Origin of the sequence: Sorangium sp. So ce726, assembly GCF_051521405.1 — a bacterium.
In the GTDB taxonomy this organism is placed as follows: Bacteria; Myxococcota_A; Polyangia; order Polyangiales; family Polyangiaceae; genus Sorangium.
The window spans coordinates 6,235,821-6,253,739 of record NZ_CP150349.1; the positions used below are offsets into that span (position 1 = coordinate 6,235,821).

A 17,919-nucleotide genomic window follows, 5' to 3' on the forward strand; every position below is an offset into this window, starting at 1 on the left:
GACGATGACCCTCGACGAATCCAAGCTCTCGCACCGGTTCACCGAGCACGGCGGCGTGCGCCTCCACTACGTCGAGGCGGGCGACGGGCCGCTCGTCGTGCTCCTCCACGGCTTTCCCGAGATCTGGTACTCGTGGCGCCATCAGATCCCCGCGCTTGTCGAGGCGGGTTACCGCGTGATCGCGCCCGACATGCGCGGCTACAACCTCTCGGACAAGCCCGAGGGCGTCGCCGCGTACACGCTCTCCGAGCTCACCGCGGACGTGGCCGCGCTGATCCAGGCTTCTGGCGCGGAGCGCGCCGCCGCGGTGGTCGGCCACGACTGGGGCGGCGGCGTCGCCTGGGGGTTCGCGGCGCAGTATCCGGCGCTCCTCGATCGGCTGGCCATCCTCAACTGCCCGCACCCCGAGCGGCTGTTCGCCGGGTTCCGCACGGCGCAGCAGCTCCGCAAGAGCTGGTACATGTTCTTCTTCCAGCTCCCGAAGCTCCCGGAGCTCGCCGCGCGGAGGGACGATTTTGCCCTGCTTCGCGCGTCGGTGAAGGACGACCCGCGGCGCCCGGGCGCGGTGAGCGACGAGGATCTCGCCCATTACGTCCAGGCATGGTCGCAGCCCGGCGCTCTCACGGCGATGATCAACTATTACCGGGCCCTCTTCCGCCCGGGCGGCCTTCGCGAGCTCGGCAGGCCGCCCCGCATCGACATCCCGGTGCAGGTGATCTGGGGCGAGCACGATCGCTATCTCGGCTCCGAGCTCGCCGCGCCGGATCCGAAGCTGGTCCCGAACGCCCGAGTCGCCCGCATCCCCGACGCGAGCCATTTCGTGCACTACGACAGGCCGGAGAAGGTCAATCAGCTCCTCCTCGAGTTCCTGCGCTGACGCCCTCGCTGCACGCGGTCGCGCCGCGCTGTGCCGCGAGCAGCGCTCGCGCGTGCGCGCGCGGCGACACCCGCGGCGAGGCGCGCTTCCTGCCGCACGTACCCGTTTGACACGGCGGAGCGACCGATCGAACCTGGCGGGCGCTTATGCTCCGCCGCATCCCTGATCGCAACATCTGGCTCGTCTTCGGGGCGATCTTCCTCCTCGGTCTCGCCTACGGCATCGCCATCTCGCTCACGTCGGTCTTCCTCGATGAGCGCGGGTTCACCAAGACCGACATCGGCCTGCTCGCGTCGTGCTTCGCGCTCGGCATCGTCCTGCTCTCGCTGCCGATGGACACGCTCATCCGCCGGTTCTCGGCGAAGGCCACGCTGGTGCTCGCGCTGGTCGGGTACGCGGCGGCGGTCGGCGCCTTCCCCTTCTTACCGAGCTTCGCCGCCATCGCCGCGGTGCGTTTCGTCGACGGGGCCTGCTCGGTCGGCATCTGGGTGAGCTGCGAGACGATCCTGCTCGCCCGGTCGGACAAGGACAACAAGGCGTTCGTCACGAGCCTCTACGCCGTCTCGATGGCGCTCGGCTACGTCCTCGGGCCGCTCTGCGCGCCGCACATCGTCGCGCTCTCCTCGATGCCCTCGGCGTTCCTCCTCTCATGCATCATCTCGCTGCTCTCGGCCGTCCTCGTGCTCGCGCGCCTCGACCGCGACCTGCCGGGCATGTCCGAGGCCCACGGGAAGGCCGGCGCGGCGAGCGGGGCGGATCCCTCGTCGTCCTCCGCCTCGATCCTCTGGCGCATCAAGACCGCGTGCTTCGCGACCTTCGCCTACGGCTATTTCCAGGCGTCGGTCGTGCTGTTCCTGCCGCTCTACCTGATGGCGTCCAAGGGGGTCACGCGCGATCAGACGATCCAGATCCCCGCCTACTTCGCGGTGGGCATGCTCCTCTTCACCAACGTCTTTGGCCGGATCGGCGACCGCCGCGGCCATCTCCTGCTCATGCGCGTGCTCGGCACGGTCGGCACGCTGATGATCCTCGGCTTCGTGTACCTGGATCGTTACGACGCGATGTGCGTGGCCGTGTTCATCGCGGGGGCGACGCTCGCGTCGATATCGCCGCTCAGCCTGGCGCTCCAGGGCGTCGTCACCGCGCCGCGCGACTACAGCCGCGCGAACTCGATCTACAACGTCTTCTACGCCGCCGGGATGCTCCTCGGCCCTCCCGCGTCGAGCGCCATTTACCAGGCCGCGGGCGGCATCGCGATGATCTACCACCTCGCGGCGCTGTGGGCCGCGTTCGTCGTGTTCACCGTCGTCTTCGCGGGCGACGATCCGGCCTCCCGGCGCAGCGCCGGAGAGCGCGTCAGCGTCCCGGTCTGGAATGAATAAGGGCTGTCCCGGCGGCGAGGTCCATCGCGGCACTCAACGTCGAAACCTGCCAAATCCCCTCATTCATTGGCAGCGGGAAGAAGAAATTGAACAGGGAGGCGGGGAGACGGGGAGATTGGTGGGATTTTACGCCCCGTCTCCCCGCCTCCCTGTGAAATTCCCCGGAAATTCGATCCGCGGAGCAAGGATCCTCGCCGGGTTCAGAGATCGCAGCCGCACGAGCGCCGGACGATCAGCTCCGTCGGCAGCTCGATCCTCCGCTCGGCCTTGCCCGTCTGGATGAGGTCCACCAGCGCCTGCACCGCGCGGTAGCCCACCCCGTCCGTCGGCGCGCGCACCGTCGTGAGCGCGGGCTCGAGGTGTCGCGCTGACGGCGCGTCGTCGAAGCCGACGACCGAGACGTCCACGGGCACGCGCTTGCCCGCGGCGCGCAGCGCCTCCATCGCGCCTGCCGCCGCGTGGTCGCACCACGCGAAGATCGCGTCGAAGTCGACCCCCTCGCGCACCCACGCGAGCGTCGCGGCCCGCGCCTCCCGCGCGTCGAAGCCGCGGCGCATCAGGCGCGGGTCCACGGCGATGCCGTGCTCGGCCAGCGCCTCCCGGTACCCCTCCGCGCGCGTCGTGGAGTCCTCGCTCTCCGAGACGCCATGGAGGAAGGCGATCCGGCGCCGGCCGTGGGCCTCGATCACGTGCCCCACGATGGCGCGCGCGCCGGAGGCGTTCTTGATGATCACGCTGGGCAGCGGGACGTCCGCGGGCGACGACTGGTACATGAGCACCGCCGGACACTTCTGGTGGACCAGCTGCTGGAGGTCGGCCTCGTGGACGTAATGGCCGAAGATGAGCACCCCGTCCGTGTTGTGCCGCCCGACGAGGCGCCGCGCCGGCGCCTCCGGCCTCAGGGAGAGCAGCACGTCGTAGCCGGCCTCGGCCGCCGAGGCGGCGATGGCCCGCACGAGGCTGGAGATGAACTCGGTGCTGATGTTCGGCAGGAGCAGGCCGAGGACACCCGTCTTCCCCTGCGCGAGGCTCCTGGCGGCGGTGTTCGGCACGTAGCCGAGCTCGTCGATCACCGCCAGCACGCGCTCCCGGGTCTCCGCGCTGTACTTGCCCCTGCCGTTCACCACACGGCTGACGGTCGCGGGCGAGACGCGAGCGCGCTTGGCGACCTCCTCGATCCGGATCTGCGGCCGCGGCCCCGGCTGGATCGTGAACGGTGGCGACAAGGCGGGGCACCTCTCGGGGCCGGGGACTCGGACCGGGGCGCGGCGGCGCCCCGGCTCGACGCACGTTCAGTAGAGCACGCGGGTGCGGATGCTCGTCTCCAGCGCCCCGATGCGCCGGCTCACCTCGGCGGACACGTCCTGCGACAGGTCCATGATGAGGTAACCGATGTTGGCGTCCGTCGACAGGACCTGGCTGTCGATGTTGGCGTTCACGTCCGACACGATGCGGTTCACGTCGCGGAGCACGCCAGGCACGTTGCGGTGGACGTTGAGGATGCGGTGCGTGGCCTTGAGCGGCGGGAGCTCGACGTTCGGGAAGTTCACGGCGCTCGTCGTCGCCCCGGTGGTCACGAGCTGCGTCAGCGCGCGCGACACCTCGCGGCCGATCGCCTCCTGCGCCTCCTCGGTCGAGCCGCCGATGTGCGGCGTCAGGATCACGTTCGGGAGCTTCTGCAGCTCGGTCAGGAAGCCGTCAGAGTTCGACTCCGGCTCCTCCGGGTAGACGTCGATCGCCGCGCCCGCGAGGTGGCCGCTCTTCAGCGCCTCGGCCAGCGCCGGGATCACGACGACCGAGCCGCGGCTCGCGTTGAGCAGGTACGCGCCCTTGCGCATGTGCGCGAGCTCGGCGGCGCCGATCATGTTGTGCGTCTCCGGCGTGGCCGGCACGTGGAGCGAGACGAAATCCGACTCGGCGAGCAGGGCCTGGAGCGTCGGCAGCGCGCGGTTGTTGCCCATCGGCAGCTTCTGGGCGATGTCGTAGTAGACAACGCGCATCCCCATCGCCTCGGCGAGCACCCCGAGCTGCTGGCCGATGTGGCCGTAGCCGATGAGGCCGATGGTCTTGCCGCGGATCTCGTAGCAGGCCTTCGAGACCTTCTTCCAGGTGCCGGAGTGCACCTCACGCGACCTGTCCCCGAGCTGCCGGGCCAGCATGATGGACTCGCCGATGATCATCTCGGCGACGCTGCGCGTGTTGCTGAACGGCGCATTGAACACCGGCACCCCGCGCCGGTTCGCCGCGTCGAGGTCGACCTGGTTCGTGCCGATGCAGAAGCACCCGATGGAGAGCAGCTTGTCCGCCTTCTCCAGCACGCGCGCGGTGACGTGCGTCTTGCTCCGGATGCCGAGCATGTCCACGCCCGCGAGCGCGGCGATGAGCTCGTCTTCCTTCAGCGCGGAGCTCCGCGTCTCGATCTCGAACGATCGCGACCGGAACAGCTCGTGCGCGCTCTGGTGGATGTTCTCGAGCAGGAGCACCTTGACGGGCTCCTTCGCGACAGGGGGGGTCGTCTGAAATTTCGTTGCTGAGGGCGTCATGGGCTTCATCCGTCAAGGCCACATCTACCGCAACTTTGCCCTTTTGCATCCCAGGATCCGATCCGACGGCGACACGTGGAATGCGCGCCGATGCCAGAGCGCGACCGTCCCGCGCATCGGCTCCGCGCATCCGTTGCGCGCGGCAGACTGCCGCGCCATCTCGCCGCGCGCCGCAGAGGAGACGCCTTGCCGATAGCAAGCTAGATTGCGCCGCATGCGCCACCGCAGACACGCTCGACTCCCTGCCGTCCTCGTCGTCGCCGCGCTCGCCGCCTCCGCTGGATGCAAGGGGAAGCCCGGCCCCAGCGGCCCGTCGCCCAACGCGACGAAGGTCCCCGACGCGCCGGCGACGTCGGCGACGATCGACACGACGCCGCCGCCCGTCCCGCCGTCGAAGGGCGCGCTCATCGAGGACGAGCGCAACTCGATCGCCGTGTTCCGGGACGTCGCGCCCTCGACGGTGTTCGTGACCCAGCAGCGGCTCGTGGTGGACCGCTTCTGGGGGACCGCCGTCGAGGTGCCCGCGGGCTCGGGCTCGGGCTTCGTCTGGGACGCCGACGGGCACGTCGTCACGAACTACCACGTCGTGGCCGGCGCGCAGTCGCTCGTCGTCCGGCTCCAGGGGGAGAAGACGTTCCCGGCGAAGCTCGTCGGCGTCGAGCCGCGCAAGGACATCGCGGTCATCAAGATCGACGCCCCCAAGGACATGCTGAAGCCGATCCAGGTCGCGCCCCTGCGCGAGCCGCTGGAGGTCGGGCAGAAGGCGATCGCGATCGGCAACCCGTTCGGCCTCGATCACACGCTGACGACCGGCATCATCAGCGCGCTCGGGCGCCAGGTCCAGGGCGTTGGCGAGGTGACCATCCGCGACATGATCCAGACCGACGCCGCGATCAACCCCGGCAACTCCGGCGGCCCGCTGCTCGACTCGAGCGGGCACCTCATCGGGATGAACACGATGATCTTCTCGAAGAGCGGCAGCTCGGCCGGCATCGGCTTCGCCGTGCCGTCGACGACGATCGCGCGGATCGTCCCGCAGATCATCCGGACCGGGAAGGCCGAGCAGGTCGGCCTCGGCATCCAGCTCGATCAGTCCCGCCGCCTCGAGCGGCGCAACGGCATCCGCGGCCTCATCATCATGACCGTCGTCCCGGGCGGCCCCGCCGACAAGGCGGGCCTGCGCGGCCTCTCCGAGGGCGACCGCGGGCTCGTCCTGGGCGACGTGATCGTCGGGATCGACGGCGCGCCCGTCGCCGACTACGACGGGCTGTACCAGGCGCTCGACGGCAAGAAGCCGGGCGACAAGGTGAAGGTCGACGTCCTCCGCGGCCCCAACGCCGAGAAGGCCACCATCGAAGTCGCGGTCGAGCTCCTCGGCTGAGCCACCCCGTCTCGCCCCCGTCCCCATCCCCCATTTACCCAAGCGCCGGCGGAGCTCGCCCGCACAGGAGACGGGCCCAGATCGGCGTTTTCGGCGCGGAGGCGTACTCCTGTACGCCGAGCACCGAAAACGTCGAGGTGGGCCCGTATCCGCCGCGGGCGAGCTCCTCTCTCAAGAGATGATTGTGTCGACTAGCCCGCCTTCGAGGCTCTCATCGCCGAAATCGTCGAGCGGGCCGCCCTGGCCGTTCGTGCAGCCGACGGCCGTGCCGATCGTGTTGAGCAGCTTGTTGATGGTGACCCGCTGGTCGATGAACTGGCCGGTCTTCAGGTAGCCTGCGGCGCCGCCGGCGAGGATGTACGGAACCCTGGAGTAGGCGTGGTACTTGTCCGCGAGGTCGTTGAGCCACACGGCCACGCCGCGGTCGAGGAGCGTCCCCGAGCCGAGATCGTACGACGAGAGCCTGTCGAGCAGGTGCTTGAAGAGCCGCGCGTGGATCCGGTCGATCTGGTGGTGCAGCTCCTGCGCGCCCTCGATCGGCGGGCCCTCCTCGCCGTCGCCGTCGATGCGGTGCGAGATCTTGTGGAAGCTCTTCTGCCGTACGCCGTGGATCGTGTACTCGGTCGAGTCGTTGCCGTCGCCGACCTGCAGGGTCGCCGCGCGCGTCGCGCCGCACGCCATCGCGAGCGCGATGATGTCCAGCTGCATGCGGGCGACGGTCTCCACGTTGTCGTAGTCACCGACGTCCGGGGAGATCGCCTCCATCTCCGCGACCCGCTCCGGCGGGAGCGCGCAGGCGAGCCCGACCTCGAGGTCGCGGATGCTGTCGAAGTGGAGCTCCAGCCGCTCGCGGTCGCCCTTGCTGAGGTCATTCCGGCGCATGAGCGCCTGCATCTGCTCCCGGACCAGGTCGTTCACGCTGGCCCGGCGCGCGGCCAGCGCCTTCGCGGCCGCGGCGTCCACCTCGGCGAGCCCGAAGAGCTTCTGGTACGCCTTGTACGGGTCGCGCTCGGCGGCGCGCAGCTGCTTCGGCCCGCGGTACGAGAGCACCTCGTTGATGTAACCGGCCATCCTGCCCGCGTAGAGCGTCAGCGGCTCGACGCCCGCCGGGTTGAGCTCGGTCGCGATGCGGTTGTCGATCGACTCGCCCATCGCCAGCGACTCGTTGCCCGCCGGATCCTCCGACACCTGCGCGGCCGTCAGGCACTGGTTGCCGCCGCCGGAGTGGCCGCACCCGTTGCCCTCGAACGCGAAGCGGACGCCGCGCACCATGATCAGCCGGCTCGCGTAGTCCTTGAGCTCGCTGACCGCCCGATCGGCGTCCGCGGCCATCGACTCGGCGGTCAGCGGGCCCGGCGCGCTGGGCCAGAACATCTCCGGCTCCTCGCCGACCTGCTGCGCCACGCCGTTGGCCTGGCGCATGAAGATCGCGAAGGGCGGCGCGTCCCCCGCGCCGGCCGCGGCGCGGCGCGGCGCGAAGGTCTCCAGGAACGGGAGCGCCACCGTGACGCCGAACAGGCCTCGAAGCACACGTCGTCGGGTGATCATGGCGCCTCCGCGGGAACGCGAGCGAGGAAAGCAGTGGAGGAGACGATCCGGACGATGAGCTCCTTGGTCGAGGCGCCGCCGCGCGACGCCTCGCCGAGCTCCTGGACGAGCGCCCGGTCCTCCGCGCGCACGCCGCGGCCGTGGGTGAACTCGATCCAGCGCTCCGCGTAGCACCCATGCGCCTCGCTGCTCTCGGCGAGGAGCTGGCTGAACTCGACCGCATCCGCGTAGCTCCTCGGCTGGCCGCCGAGCGTGTAGACGTCCGCGGAGTTGACGGGCGCGCCGTTGTCGATCGTGCGGTACTTGCCGATCGCGTCGTAATGCTCGAAGGCGAACCCGGCGGGGTTGATGAGCAGCCCGTGGCACGACGCGCCGCACGTCCCCTTGCCCGTGTGCGCCTCGACGCGCTCGCGGTTGGTCGCGAGCTCGCCCGGCGGCAGCGAGGTCGCGTCGTCGGGCGGCTGCGGCAGCGTGGCGCAGAGGATCCTGAGGTTCACGAAGACGCCGCGGTGGATCGAGTCCGGCTGCCGCGCCGTCGCCTTGGCCGCGAGGAAGCCCAGGCGCGTGAGCAGCCCCGAGCGCTCGGCCTCGTCGAGCTCCACCCGCTTGAACTCGTCCGAGAATTCACCCTCGACGCCGTAGACCGCGGCCAGGTGCTCGTTCACGAACGCGGTGCGCGCGGTGAGCAGGTCGGTGAGCCCGCCCTCCTCGTCGAAGACGACGTGATCCACGAAGAGCTCCGCCTCGCGCTGCATGTCGTCGCCCATCTCGGGGACGAACTCGGGGTAGAGCGCCTGGTCCTTGTTGAGATCGTGGTACTGCTCGTAGTCGTAGAGTTGCCGGTGGAACGCGCCGACGACCTCGCGGGCGCGCGGGTCGTCGAGCATCCCCGCGGCGTAGGCGCGGACGGCCTCGCGGGTCGAGAGCTCGCCCGCCTTCGCCGCCTCGAGGAGCGCGTCGGAGGGCATCGTGTTCCACAGGGAGTAGGCGAGCTTGGTCGCGATCTCGTGTCCGCCGAGCGGGATGAGCCCGCCCTCCGCCGGGCCGGCGCCGATCTCGACGCGGTAGACGAAATGGGGGGACTGCAGAAACGCCTCGATCGCCGCGCGAACACCCGCGGCGAACGGGTCCTCGCCCTCGAAGAGCTCCTCGCCGCGGTGGAACAGCGCGACGTACACATTCCGCTCCTCGGCCGTGAGCGGGCGCCGGAACGCCCGCTCGCCGAACCGCTCGACGAACGCCTGCGCCCGCGCCTCCGGCGCGTCCGGTAGGTCCGCGGGCGCGATCCGATCGAGCTTGCCCTGGTCGGCGGTCACCATCGCCGCGAGCTCCTCGGCGGCGCGCTGGTAATCGCCCCAGAGGCCCGGCGTCACCAGGAGCGCAGCCTCGTTGTTGTCGAACACGCCGCCGAGCGGGTCGCTCGTGAACGACGCCGAGAGGCCAGGCCGGTCGTCGAGGCGCAGGAGGTCGCGCACCGTGTTCTCCCACTGCACGTGGGTCAGCCGCGGGAACATGCTGCGCTCGGCGACCTCGGGCCCTGTCGGCCCGCCCGGGATGACGCCATCCCCGTCGCCCCCTCCCGGATCGCCCGCGGCGCCCGTACACCCCGAAATCAGGAGCGCGGCGACGCTCAGCTGCGCGCCGAGCAGCCGCCGCCACCGCGGGAAGGCGGTCAATCGACAAGGCGGTGAGATCATCAGAGCTCTCCTGATCAGCAGATCGATTGTGTATGCAGGAGACACACCTTGACCGCCGCCACCGTGAGGAGGTGGTCAATTGATAAGCCAGTGATGTCGCCGAGCTCTCCCGAAGAAAGGCTCCGAACCAAGCCGGACCTCGCCAGGCAGCCGAGGGTGGGCGCAACGTCAGGTGCGACGAGGCGCCCTGCTGAAGCAGGGCGACGCGGAGCAACGACGCGACGCGCCGACCATCGGCTGCCTGGCAACAAGAGGATTCGTCGCTCTAAGCCAAGCAGCTAGATCCAGTTATGTAGGAAATACACTTTACTAACAACCCAAAAAAATCTTGGTCCATGGGCAGATGCGCAGCGATCGTCGTGGAGCAGACAAATCCAACGGCACCAAAAGCTCTCGTTCTCGTGGGTGTGATCTCCCGTGCACTCCGGCCATGGAAGGAGATCTCGATGGCTGGCCAATCCTGCCGAGGCGGGTGCGGTGTCGCCGCCGGGGGAAGTTCGCTGTTGCTGCCGAGCAGCGGGTTCAGCAAGCATCTCCTCGATGCGCCCCTCTCGCCTCCGCCGCTGCTACGCCTGGTCTGCGCTGGCGCTCGCGTCGCTCGTCTCGCTCGCGGCGTGCGAGCGACGGGCAGCCCCGCGCGGGGGAGGCGCGGCGGGCACCGAGCAGCAGGCGCCTCCCGCCGCGCCATCCGCGAGCGCAACGGTCTCCACCGCCGCGGTCGAGTACCTCGAAGAGATCACGGGCGGCGCGGACCGGAACGAGGCGCTCCCCCTCGTCGTCGCGATTCACGGGCTCGGCGACAGGCCCGAGTCGTTCGCGGGTCTGCTGTCGGGCGCCGACGTCAAGGTGCGCCTCATCGTGCCGCGCGGGCTCACGCCGTACGGCGGCGGCTACTCGTGGTTTCCGCTCCAGCAGGCGCTCGCGAGCGAGGAGGTGGGACAGGGCATCTTGCGCGCGGCCGCCGCGCTCGCGGCGACGATCGAGCGGGTCGCCGCCGAGCGGCCGACGCGAGGAAAGGCCATCGTGACCGGCTTTTCCCAGGGCGGCGCGCTCACGTTTGCGCTCGCTCTTCACCACCCGCGTGTTGTCGGCGCCGCGTTCCCCATGGGCGGCTGGGTCCCCCCGGCGGTGCTCCCCGGCGCAGGCGCGGCGGCGCCGGCGCCTCCGGCGCTCGTCGCGCTGCACGGCGAGGACGACCGGCGCGTCCCGATCGGCCCGACGCGCGACGCGATCGCGGCGCTCGACGGGCGCGGCGTCAGGGCGAGACTGGCGAGCTACCCTGGCGTCGGCCACTCGGTGAGCGACGAGATGCGGCGCGACCTCCTGCAGCTCATCCGCGGCGCCGCCGCCGAGATGCGCTGACGGCCGTCCGGGCACAGCCGCGGCCCCTCGGCCCGCCGGCCCGGGCGCGCTGTCTTCCAGGGGCGGGTGTGCTACCCGCACCGGCAGGAGCGCGGTCGCACCGCCGGCCGCGAGGAGTGGGGCTCATGCGTTCGAACTCGCCTCTTGTCTCGTTCCCTCCGGCAGCTCTCCTGCTCTCGCTCTCGGGCTGCGGCGCCGAGGACGGCATCGCTCCCCTCGGCCCGGCGGTCGCCGCGCCGATCCAGGTCGTGCCGTTCGCCGCGACGCCCGAGGGCGTCGAGACGCAGCAGGCCAACAACAACCTCGACGTCGTCGCCCACGAGGGCCGGTACTTCCTGGCGTTCCGCACGGCCCCGAACCACTTCGCCAGCGACAAGGCCGAGCTCTACGTGGTCAGCTCGACCGACCAGGCGCGCTGGACGCTGGAGACCCGCGTCGCGCTCGGGACCGACGTGCGCGAGCCGCGGCTGCTCTCGTACGGCGGCGCGCTGTACCTCTACTTCGCCGTGCTCGGGAAGGATCCGACGAAGTTCGAGCCGCAGGGGACGATGTTCGCCGTGTACGAGGGGCCCGGCCGGTTCAGCGAGCCTTCCTGGTGGGAAGATCAGCCGGGGTTCATCCCCTGGAGGCTCAAGGTGATCGACGGGGTCGCCTACATGATCGGCTACGAGGGCGGCGAGAACATCTATCAGCCCGACGGCGAGCCCATCCGGGTCAAGTGGCTGAAGAGCCGCGACGGGCTCGCCTGGGAGCCGGTCGTGCCGGGCCAGCCGACGGTGCAGATCGGCGGCGGCTCCGAGACCGATTTCGTGTTCCAGGACGACGGCTCGGTGATCGCGGTGACGCGCAACGAGGCCGGCGACGAGCTCGGGTGGGGCTCCAAGATATGCCGCGCCGAGCCAGAGCGGCTCGGCGACTGGGAGTGCAAGAGCGACAAGCGGAAATACGACTCTCCCCTCGTCTTCCGCCGCGGCGAGGAGATCTACCTGATCGGCCGCCGCAACCTGAACGAGACAGGCAATTACGATCTCGACATGGATGAGCTCCCGCCGGCGCAGCAGGCGCAGAAATACCTCGTCGAATACTCGTTCGAGCCCAAGCGGTGCTCGCTCTGGAAGGTCGACCCGGACGCGCTCTCGGTCTCCTTCGTCCTCGACCTGCCGTCGCGCGGGGACACGTGCTTCGCCTCGGCGCTCGACGCCGGCGAGCACGAGATGACCGTGTACAACTACACCTCTCCGCTGGACGGCGAGGATCTCGATTGGTTCCGGGCGCAGGGCGGGCCAACGATCATCTACCGGACGACGTTGAGCCTTCCCTGACCCGACCGCATCGACCCCCCTCGAGCACGCGGAGCACGCGCGGGTGCTCGGCGCCATCTACACGGCGCGCGCAGCCTCCCCTACGTTGTGGGCCCGAATGAAACCGGATCCTTCCGATCGCTTCGCGCGGTGGCTCAGCCACCCTCGCTTCGTCCCGGCTGTCTTGCTCCTCGCGCTCGCCCTGGCGCTGCCCACGGTGGCGATCGCCTTCTATGCCGATGACTACATCCTGTTCTGCTACCTCGCGAAGCTGATCCCTGCCTCGCCTCCCTGGTACGATCTCTACAACTTCTTCCCCGGCGCCCCGGAGGAGACACGGGCTGCCGTCTCCATCTCCGGGCTGCCGTGGTGGACCGATCCGGAGCTCAGGATCCACCTTGTCCGCCCCCTGGCGAGCGCGGTGTTCACGCTGGAGCGCGCGGTCTTCGGCGACACTCCGCTCGGGTACCACCTTGTCTCGATCGGGCTCTATCTCGCCCTGGTCGCGGCCGCAGGCAGGCTGTTCCTGCGGGTGCTCCCGGGCGCAACCGCGGCGCTCGCGGTGCTGATCTTCGCGATCAGCGGGAACCACGTTCACCCGGTCGGCTGGATCGCGTGCCAGCACATGCTGCTCGCGGCGCTCCCGGTGGTGCTCGGGCTCCTTGCCTATCTCCGCTACCGCGAGGAAGGGTGGCGACCCGGGCTGTACCTCGGGCCGCTCGGGCTCGGGATCGGGCTCCTCGGCGGCGAGGCGGCGCTCGGCGGGGCGGCGTACTGGATCGCCTATCAGCTCGCCGGTCCCGTGCCGCCGGGCCGCGCGGACGGCTGGCGCGCCCGGGCGGCCGGCGTGCTCCCGGCGCTCGGCCTCCTCGGGTACTTCGCCGCGTACAAGGCGTTCGGCGGCGGCGCCGCGCACACCGGCGGTTATATCGACCCGCTCACCAGCCCCCTCACCTTCGTGGCCACCGCGGCGGAGCGGCTGCCCATCCTGATCGGCGGCGCCCTCGTGGCCGTGCCCGCGGATCTCTCCGTCCCGCTCCCCAAGCTCCCCTTCATCGCGATCGGGCTCGCGGCGGCCGCCGGCGTCGCCCTCCTCTACCGCGCTTGCCTCCCCGCGGTCCCCGAGCGCGAGCGGGCCGCCTTGCGCTGGCTCGTCCCCGGGGCGCTCCTCGCGTTCTTCACGAGCCTCGGGGGCTTCCCTGGGTCGCGCCTGCTGCTGATGCCGGGCCTCGGGATCGCGCCGCTCCTCGCCGTCGTCGTCCTGCGCGGGCTGCGCCGCGCCCCCTCACCCGGGGTCGCGTCATGGCCTCGCCGCGCCGGCGCCTGGTTCCTCGCCGCTGTGCACCTCGGGATCGCGCCGCTCCTGTTCCTCGCCGCCACCTCGTCGAGCATCGATATCGCCCGCAAGCTCGAGGACATCGCCCGCAGCGCGGAGATCGACGCGCCGCCCCGCAAGCGGGTCTTCATCGCGGCCGCCTCGGATCCGATGGCAGCCATGTACCCTCAGGCGATCCGCGCCCTGGAGTCGCCCGATTCGTTCTCCTGCTGGTCGATCCTCTCGATGAACAAGGGCACGCACCGCCTCACGCGCACAGGCCCGTCCTCGTTCTCCCTGGGGCGCATCGACGGGACGATGCTGACCGGGGCGTTCGAGACGCTCTACCGCGCGCCGTCCTCGCCGATCGCCGCGGGCTACGAGGTCGGCCAGTGCGGCGCCACGATCCGGGTCGCCGAGGTCGCGGACGGGAGGCCCGTGCGGCTCGAGGTCGACCTGGGCGCGCCGCTCGAGGATCCGGGGCTCGTGATCCTGGCGTGGCGCGATGGGAGGCTCCGCCGCGTCGCGCCGCCCGCGCTCGGCGAGGCGGTGGAGTTCGCGTGGTCGCCGGGGCCGATCGGGTTCTTCTGAGCGCGGCGTCCCACCCACGGACGCCCGGCGCGCTCGAGCCGCCCGAGCGCGGCGCGATGGCTCCCCCGCCCGCTGTGATACCGTGGCCGCGTGCCCAGCAGACCTCCGAGCAAGGCGGCCGAAGGCGGCCCCGAGACGCTGACGCACACCGGCTCGCCTGCAGATGACAGCGCGAGCGCGGTGCGCCGCTTCCGTCTGGAGCTCGTCGAGGGGCCGGCCCGGGGCGTCGTGTGGGATTCCTCCGCCGATCGATGCGCGCTCGGATCGGACGAAGGCAACGACCTCGTCGTCGCAGACCCCACCGTCTCACGCTTCCACTGCGAGATCCGCATCGACGAGGCCGGCGCGCGCGTCCGCGACCTGAAGAGCCGCAACGGCACGGCCGTCGACGGCGTCTCCGTCGTCGAGGCGTTCCTGCGCACGGGCAGCCTCATCCGCGTCGGCAAGACCGTGGCGCGCTTCGAGTTCGGCACGGAGCACAACCGCCTCCCGCTGTGGGACGAGGCGCGGTTCGGCGCGCTCTCGGGCGCGTCGGCGGCCATGCGCGGGGTGTTCGCGCTCCTGGCCCGGGCGGCGGAGCGCGACGTCACCGTGCTGCTCGAGGGCGAGACCGGCACCGGCAAGAGCCAGGCGGCCCGCTCGATCCACGAGCGGAGCGCGCGGCAGGAGAAGCCGTTCGTCGTCGTCGACTGCGGGGCCATCCACGGCAACCTGATCGAGAGCGAGCTCTTCGGGCACGCGAAGGGCGCGTTCACGGGCGCGGCGGAGCAGCGCGTCGGCGCCTTCGAGGAGGCGTCGGGCGGGACGATCTTCCTCGACGAGATCGGCGAGCTGCCGCTCGACCTCCAGCCGAAGCTCCTGCGGGCGCTCGAGGCGCGCGAGATCCGCCGCGTCGGGACGAACACGGCGCGGCAGGTCGACGTGCGCGTCATCGCGGCCACGCACCGGGACCTGCGCTCCGAGGTGAACGCGGGCCGCTTCCGAGCCGATCTCTACTTCCGGATCGCGGTCGTGCGGATCCCGATGCCGCCCCTCCGGCGGCGGCCGGAGGACATCCCGGCGCTGCTCGACGATCTCCTCGCCGCGCTCCACGCGACGCCGGAGGAGGCCGCGGCGCTGCGGGAGCCGAAGGTCATCGCCCGCCTGAAGCGCGCGGCGTGGCCGGGCAACGTGCGCGAGCTGAGGAACTACGTGGAGCAGTACCTGGTGTTCCGCGCGCCGCCGCCCGTGAGCGAGCTCGCGCCGGTGAGCGCGCCGCCGCCGGTCGACGCGAGCGTGCCGTACGCCGAGGCGCGCGACCGGGTCCTCTCGGACTTCGAGCGGCGCTACTTCGAGGCGCTGCTCCGCGCCCACGACGGCAAGGTCTCGCGGGCCGCGGCCGCGGCGGGGCTGGATCGGCGGTACCTGTACCGCCTGCTCCACCGGCACGGGCTGGGGCCGGAGCGCGATCCGGAGGGGTAGCGCCGCGGCGGCTCGCTCGGGTCGTGCAGGAGGCAGTGACGGGCTGCGCGCGAGGGAGCGTCAGCGCTGTCCGCTCCGGCGCGCCTTCCGCTCCCGCTTGCGCGCGTTTCTGGCCGCGTTGTGCGCGCTTTCGGCGAGGCGCTCGGGCGGCACCAGGCCTGGCTGGACGGCCCGAGGCGCCGCCTGGGACGCGAGCGCCGGCTCGCGCTGCGTCGCCGCAGGCTCGAAGATCGCCTCGCCGCGCGCCCAGCGCGCGCTGGCCTCTGGCTCGGCGAGCGCGATGGCCACGGCGGTCGTGAGCTCGAGCGAGCGCGCGTCGAGCCCAGCGTCCTGGCACGCGACGATGATCGCGGACTGGGCGAGGCCATAAAGGATCTCGTAGGCTCCATGCCTGGGGACGGCCGTGTTCTGGGTCATGTCCTCGGACGCGCGCTGGCACTGGTCTCGATCGACCGAGTTGTGGAGTCGGCAGACCAGCGGACGAACGGGGTAGATCGAGCACGCCCCCGTCTCGGTGTTCAGGAAGAAACAGGGCGTCTGTTCACGCCAGCGCCGCTCCGCGTCGAGCGAGCGCGCCCTCTGCGACGCTTCCGCGATCTGCGCGCGCAGGCGGGCCAGCTCGCCGGCAGATCGCGCCTCGGCGAGGAACGCCGCGATCGCGATCGCCTCGGGGGCCAGCGCCTCGACCGCGCGCCCCCGGCAGCAGAAGGAGCACCCCCGGGTGCACGCCGGGGCGTCGGCCACCCCGAGCCGCTCCAGGTGCTGCGCGACGCGCGCCGCGGCGCTCTCGGCGAGCGCGCTCGGGCTCTCCGCGCCGCCCGCCAGCACCTCCTTGGCCCGCTCGAGCTCTGCCTGAAAGAAGGCCTGAAGGGCCGGCGATGCCTGCGCCACGTTGGCGCGAATGGCCTGGCTGTCCCCCCTCCCACGCTCGATCACGCTCACCTCCGCTCGGCCGAGGATAAGTGACGTCTGCCGGATCTTCCATGTCCGACGACGACGCCATCACACCGCTGGATCCTGTCAGGGGCTGGGCCCCGCTCCGCGCAGCAGAAATTTGGCCAGAGTTGGCGGGGTCCGGATACGAGGGACGCATGCTCGATCCCACGCCGTGGGCGAACCGCTCCTACCGATGGCGGGTACGCTTCTGAAGACTCCGCCCCTCACCGTCCGCTCCCCCGCTCCGGTCGCCGACGCGACGGCGGTGATCGAGATCGCGGCGCGCACCTTTGGCAATTACGCGCGCTTCCGCGCCGACTGCGCCGCCTGGTACGTGAACCACAGCCACTACGACTGGGACGCCTCGGTCATCGGGTTCCTCGGTGATGCGATGGTCACCCACTGGGGCGTGTGGGGTTATCGTATGCGGATCGGTCGGGCGGAGGTGCGCTGCGGCGGCATCGGCGCGGTGGCCACGGAGGCGGCCCACCGCGGCAAAGGGCTCATGGCCCGCACGGCTCCGCACAGCCTCGACCGCATGCGCGCCCGCGGATATCACCTCTCGATCCTGTTCGGGATCGACGACTTCTACCACCGGTTCGGCTACGTGCCGGCCTGGCCCGAGTCACGGTGGCGCGTGAAGCTCGCCGACCTCCCGGCCACGCTGCCTCGGCTGCGCGGGCTGCGCCGGATCCCCGCGGCGCCCACGCAGGCGCTGGTGCGGCTGCACAACCGGTGGAACGCCGGCCTCACCGGCACGGCGGTGCGGCCGACCTTTCTGCGCTCGTGGAGCGGCATGCGCAAGGACGTCGAGGCCTGGTGCTGGGGCGCGGATCGAGAGCGCCCCGAAGGGCATGTCGTCGTCCAGGCGAGCAGGATCCGGCTCGTGTGCGCCGAGGCGACCGGCGCACCGGACGCGGTGCTCTCGGCGCTCGCGGCCCTCTGCCGGCGAAAGGCGCTCCCCGAGCTCCGCTTCGACACGCTCCCCTTCCGCTCGGCGCTCGCCGCGCGGCTCCGGACCCTGAACAGCCGCTACGAGCAGCGGTATGCTGAAAGCGGCGCCGCGATGGTCCGGGTCGTCGACCTCCCGGGATGCCTCACGGCGATGGCGCCGGAGCTCTCGGCCCGGCTCGCCGCGTCCGAGCTCGCGAGCTACCGCGGCGCGCTCACCCTCACCAGCCCGGAGGAGACGGCGACGCTCCGCCTCGACCGCGGCCGCGTCGAGGTCGTCCGCGGGCGGAGCGCCGCGGGGGCGCGCAGCGCGGTCCACGGCGGCTGGGCGGTGGCGCGCCTCCTCCTCGGCTCGGACGCGCCGCTGGAGGTGTGCGACGCGGGGAAGCTCCGGCTTGCAGGAGACGCCGCCCGGCTCGTCCCGGTGCTCTTCCCGGCGCAGCACCCGCAGCTCACGCTGGCGGATCGGTTCTGAAGGCCGGCGGCTGGTCCCGCGCGTGATGACGCTCGCGCCGGCGGGATATCCCCGGGCCGATGCGCGCGCGCCGGTGGTGGAGTAATTACCCCACCTTGC

The 17,919-nt window shown here is 71.3% G+C and carries 13 protein-coding genes; 8 read left to right on the forward strand and 5 right to left on the reverse strand.

Features of this window, described 5'->3' with window-relative positions:
- Positions 1-4 precede the first annotated feature (4 nt).
- Together WME79_RS23270 and WME79_RS23275 are read left to right on the forward strand one after the other, a co-directional pair.
- Positions 5-877, forward strand: a complete 873-nt coding sequence (locus WME79_RS23270; protein ID WP_437539076.1) for an alpha/beta fold hydrolase — start codon at positions 5-7, stop codon at positions 875-877.
- A gap of 146 nt (positions 878-1,023) precedes the next feature.
- Positions 1,024-2,259, forward strand: a complete 1,236-nt coding sequence (locus WME79_RS23275; protein WP_437539078.1) for an MFS transporter — start codon at positions 1,024-1,026, stop codon at positions 2,257-2,259.
- A gap of 200 nt (positions 2,260-2,459) precedes the next feature.
- On the opposite strand, the gene WME79_RS23280 is transcribed toward WME79_RS23275, so the two are convergent.
- Positions 2,460-3,485: a LacI family DNA-binding transcriptional regulator gene (locus WME79_RS23280; RefSeq protein WP_437539079.1), complete on the reverse strand. Its 1,026-nt coding sequence runs from the start codon at positions 3,483-3,485 to the stop codon at positions 2,460-2,462.
- A 66-nt stretch (positions 3,486-3,551) separates the two neighbouring features.
- A complete protein-coding gene (gene serA, locus WME79_RS23285) occupies positions 3,552-4,811 on the reverse strand; it encodes a phosphoglycerate dehydrogenase (RefSeq protein WP_437539081.1) in 1,260 nt (419 codons plus the stop codon).
- A gap of 205 nt (positions 4,812-5,016) precedes the next feature.
- Between serA and WME79_RS23290 the strand changes: the two genes are divergently transcribed.
- Positions 5,017-6,183 (forward strand): S1C family serine protease, encoded by a 1,167-nt coding sequence (locus tag WME79_RS23290; protein ID WP_437539083.1) that lies wholly within the window; start codon positions 5,017-5,019, stop codon positions 6,181-6,183.
- Positions 6,184-6,354: 171 nt separating this feature from the next.
- Here WME79_RS23290 and WME79_RS23295 read toward each other — a convergent pair whose 3' ends face one another.
- Both WME79_RS23295 and WME79_RS23300 read right to left on the reverse strand, forming a co-directional pair.
- Positions 6,355-7,731, reverse strand: coding sequence for a DUF1552 domain-containing protein (locus WME79_RS23295; protein ID WP_437539085.1), 1,377 nt, complete (start codon positions 7,729-7,731; stop codon positions 6,355-6,357).
- Positions 7,728-9,428, reverse strand: a complete 1,701-nt coding sequence (locus tag WME79_RS23300) for a DUF1592 domain-containing protein (RefSeq protein ID WP_437539087.1) — start codon at positions 9,426-9,428, stop codon at positions 7,728-7,730. Before WME79_RS23300 ends, WME79_RS23295 begins: the two co-directional genes overlap by 4 nt.
- 540 nt (positions 9,429-9,968) lie before the next feature.
- On the opposite strand from WME79_RS23300, the gene WME79_RS23305 reads away from it, so the two are divergent.
- From WME79_RS23305 to WME79_RS23320, 4 genes are all read left to right on the forward strand, one after another.
- Positions 9,969-10,790 carry an alpha/beta hydrolase gene (locus tag WME79_RS23305; protein ID WP_437539089.1) on the forward strand — a complete coding sequence of 274 codons (822 nt, stop codon included), beginning with the start codon at positions 9,969-9,971 and terminating at the stop codon, positions 10,788-10,790.
- 125 nt (positions 10,791-10,915) lie between these two features.
- Complete coding sequence (locus WME79_RS23310) at positions 10,916-12,112, forward strand: hypothetical protein (RefSeq protein WP_437539091.1); 1,197 nt, start codon at positions 10,916-10,918, stop codon at positions 12,110-12,112.
- 97 nt (positions 12,113-12,209) lie between these two features.
- Positions 12,210-13,997, forward strand: a complete 1,788-nt coding sequence (locus WME79_RS23315) for a hypothetical protein (protein ID WP_437539093.1) — start codon at positions 12,210-12,212, stop codon at positions 13,995-13,997.
- A 90-nt stretch (positions 13,998-14,087) separates the two neighbouring features.
- Positions 14,088-15,458 carry a sigma 54-interacting transcriptional regulator gene (locus WME79_RS23320; RefSeq protein WP_437539095.1) on the forward strand — a complete coding sequence of 457 codons (1,371 nt, stop codon included), beginning with the start codon at positions 14,088-14,090 and terminating at the stop codon, positions 15,456-15,458.
- A 60-nt stretch (positions 15,459-15,518) separates the two neighbouring features.
- Here the strand turns inward: WME79_RS23320 and WME79_RS23325 are convergent, their stop codons facing one another.
- Complete coding sequence (locus WME79_RS23325; RefSeq protein ID WP_437539096.1) at positions 15,519-16,394, reverse strand: YkgJ family cysteine cluster protein; 876 nt, start codon at positions 16,392-16,394, stop codon at positions 15,519-15,521.
- 193 nt (positions 16,395-16,587) lie between these two features.
- On the opposite strand from WME79_RS23325, the gene WME79_RS23330 reads away from it, so the two are divergent.
- Positions 16,588-17,820, forward strand: a complete 1,233-nt coding sequence (locus WME79_RS23330; protein ID WP_437539098.1) for a GNAT family N-acetyltransferase — start codon at positions 16,588-16,590, stop codon at positions 17,818-17,820.
- Positions 17,821-17,919: the final 99 nt, after the last annotated feature.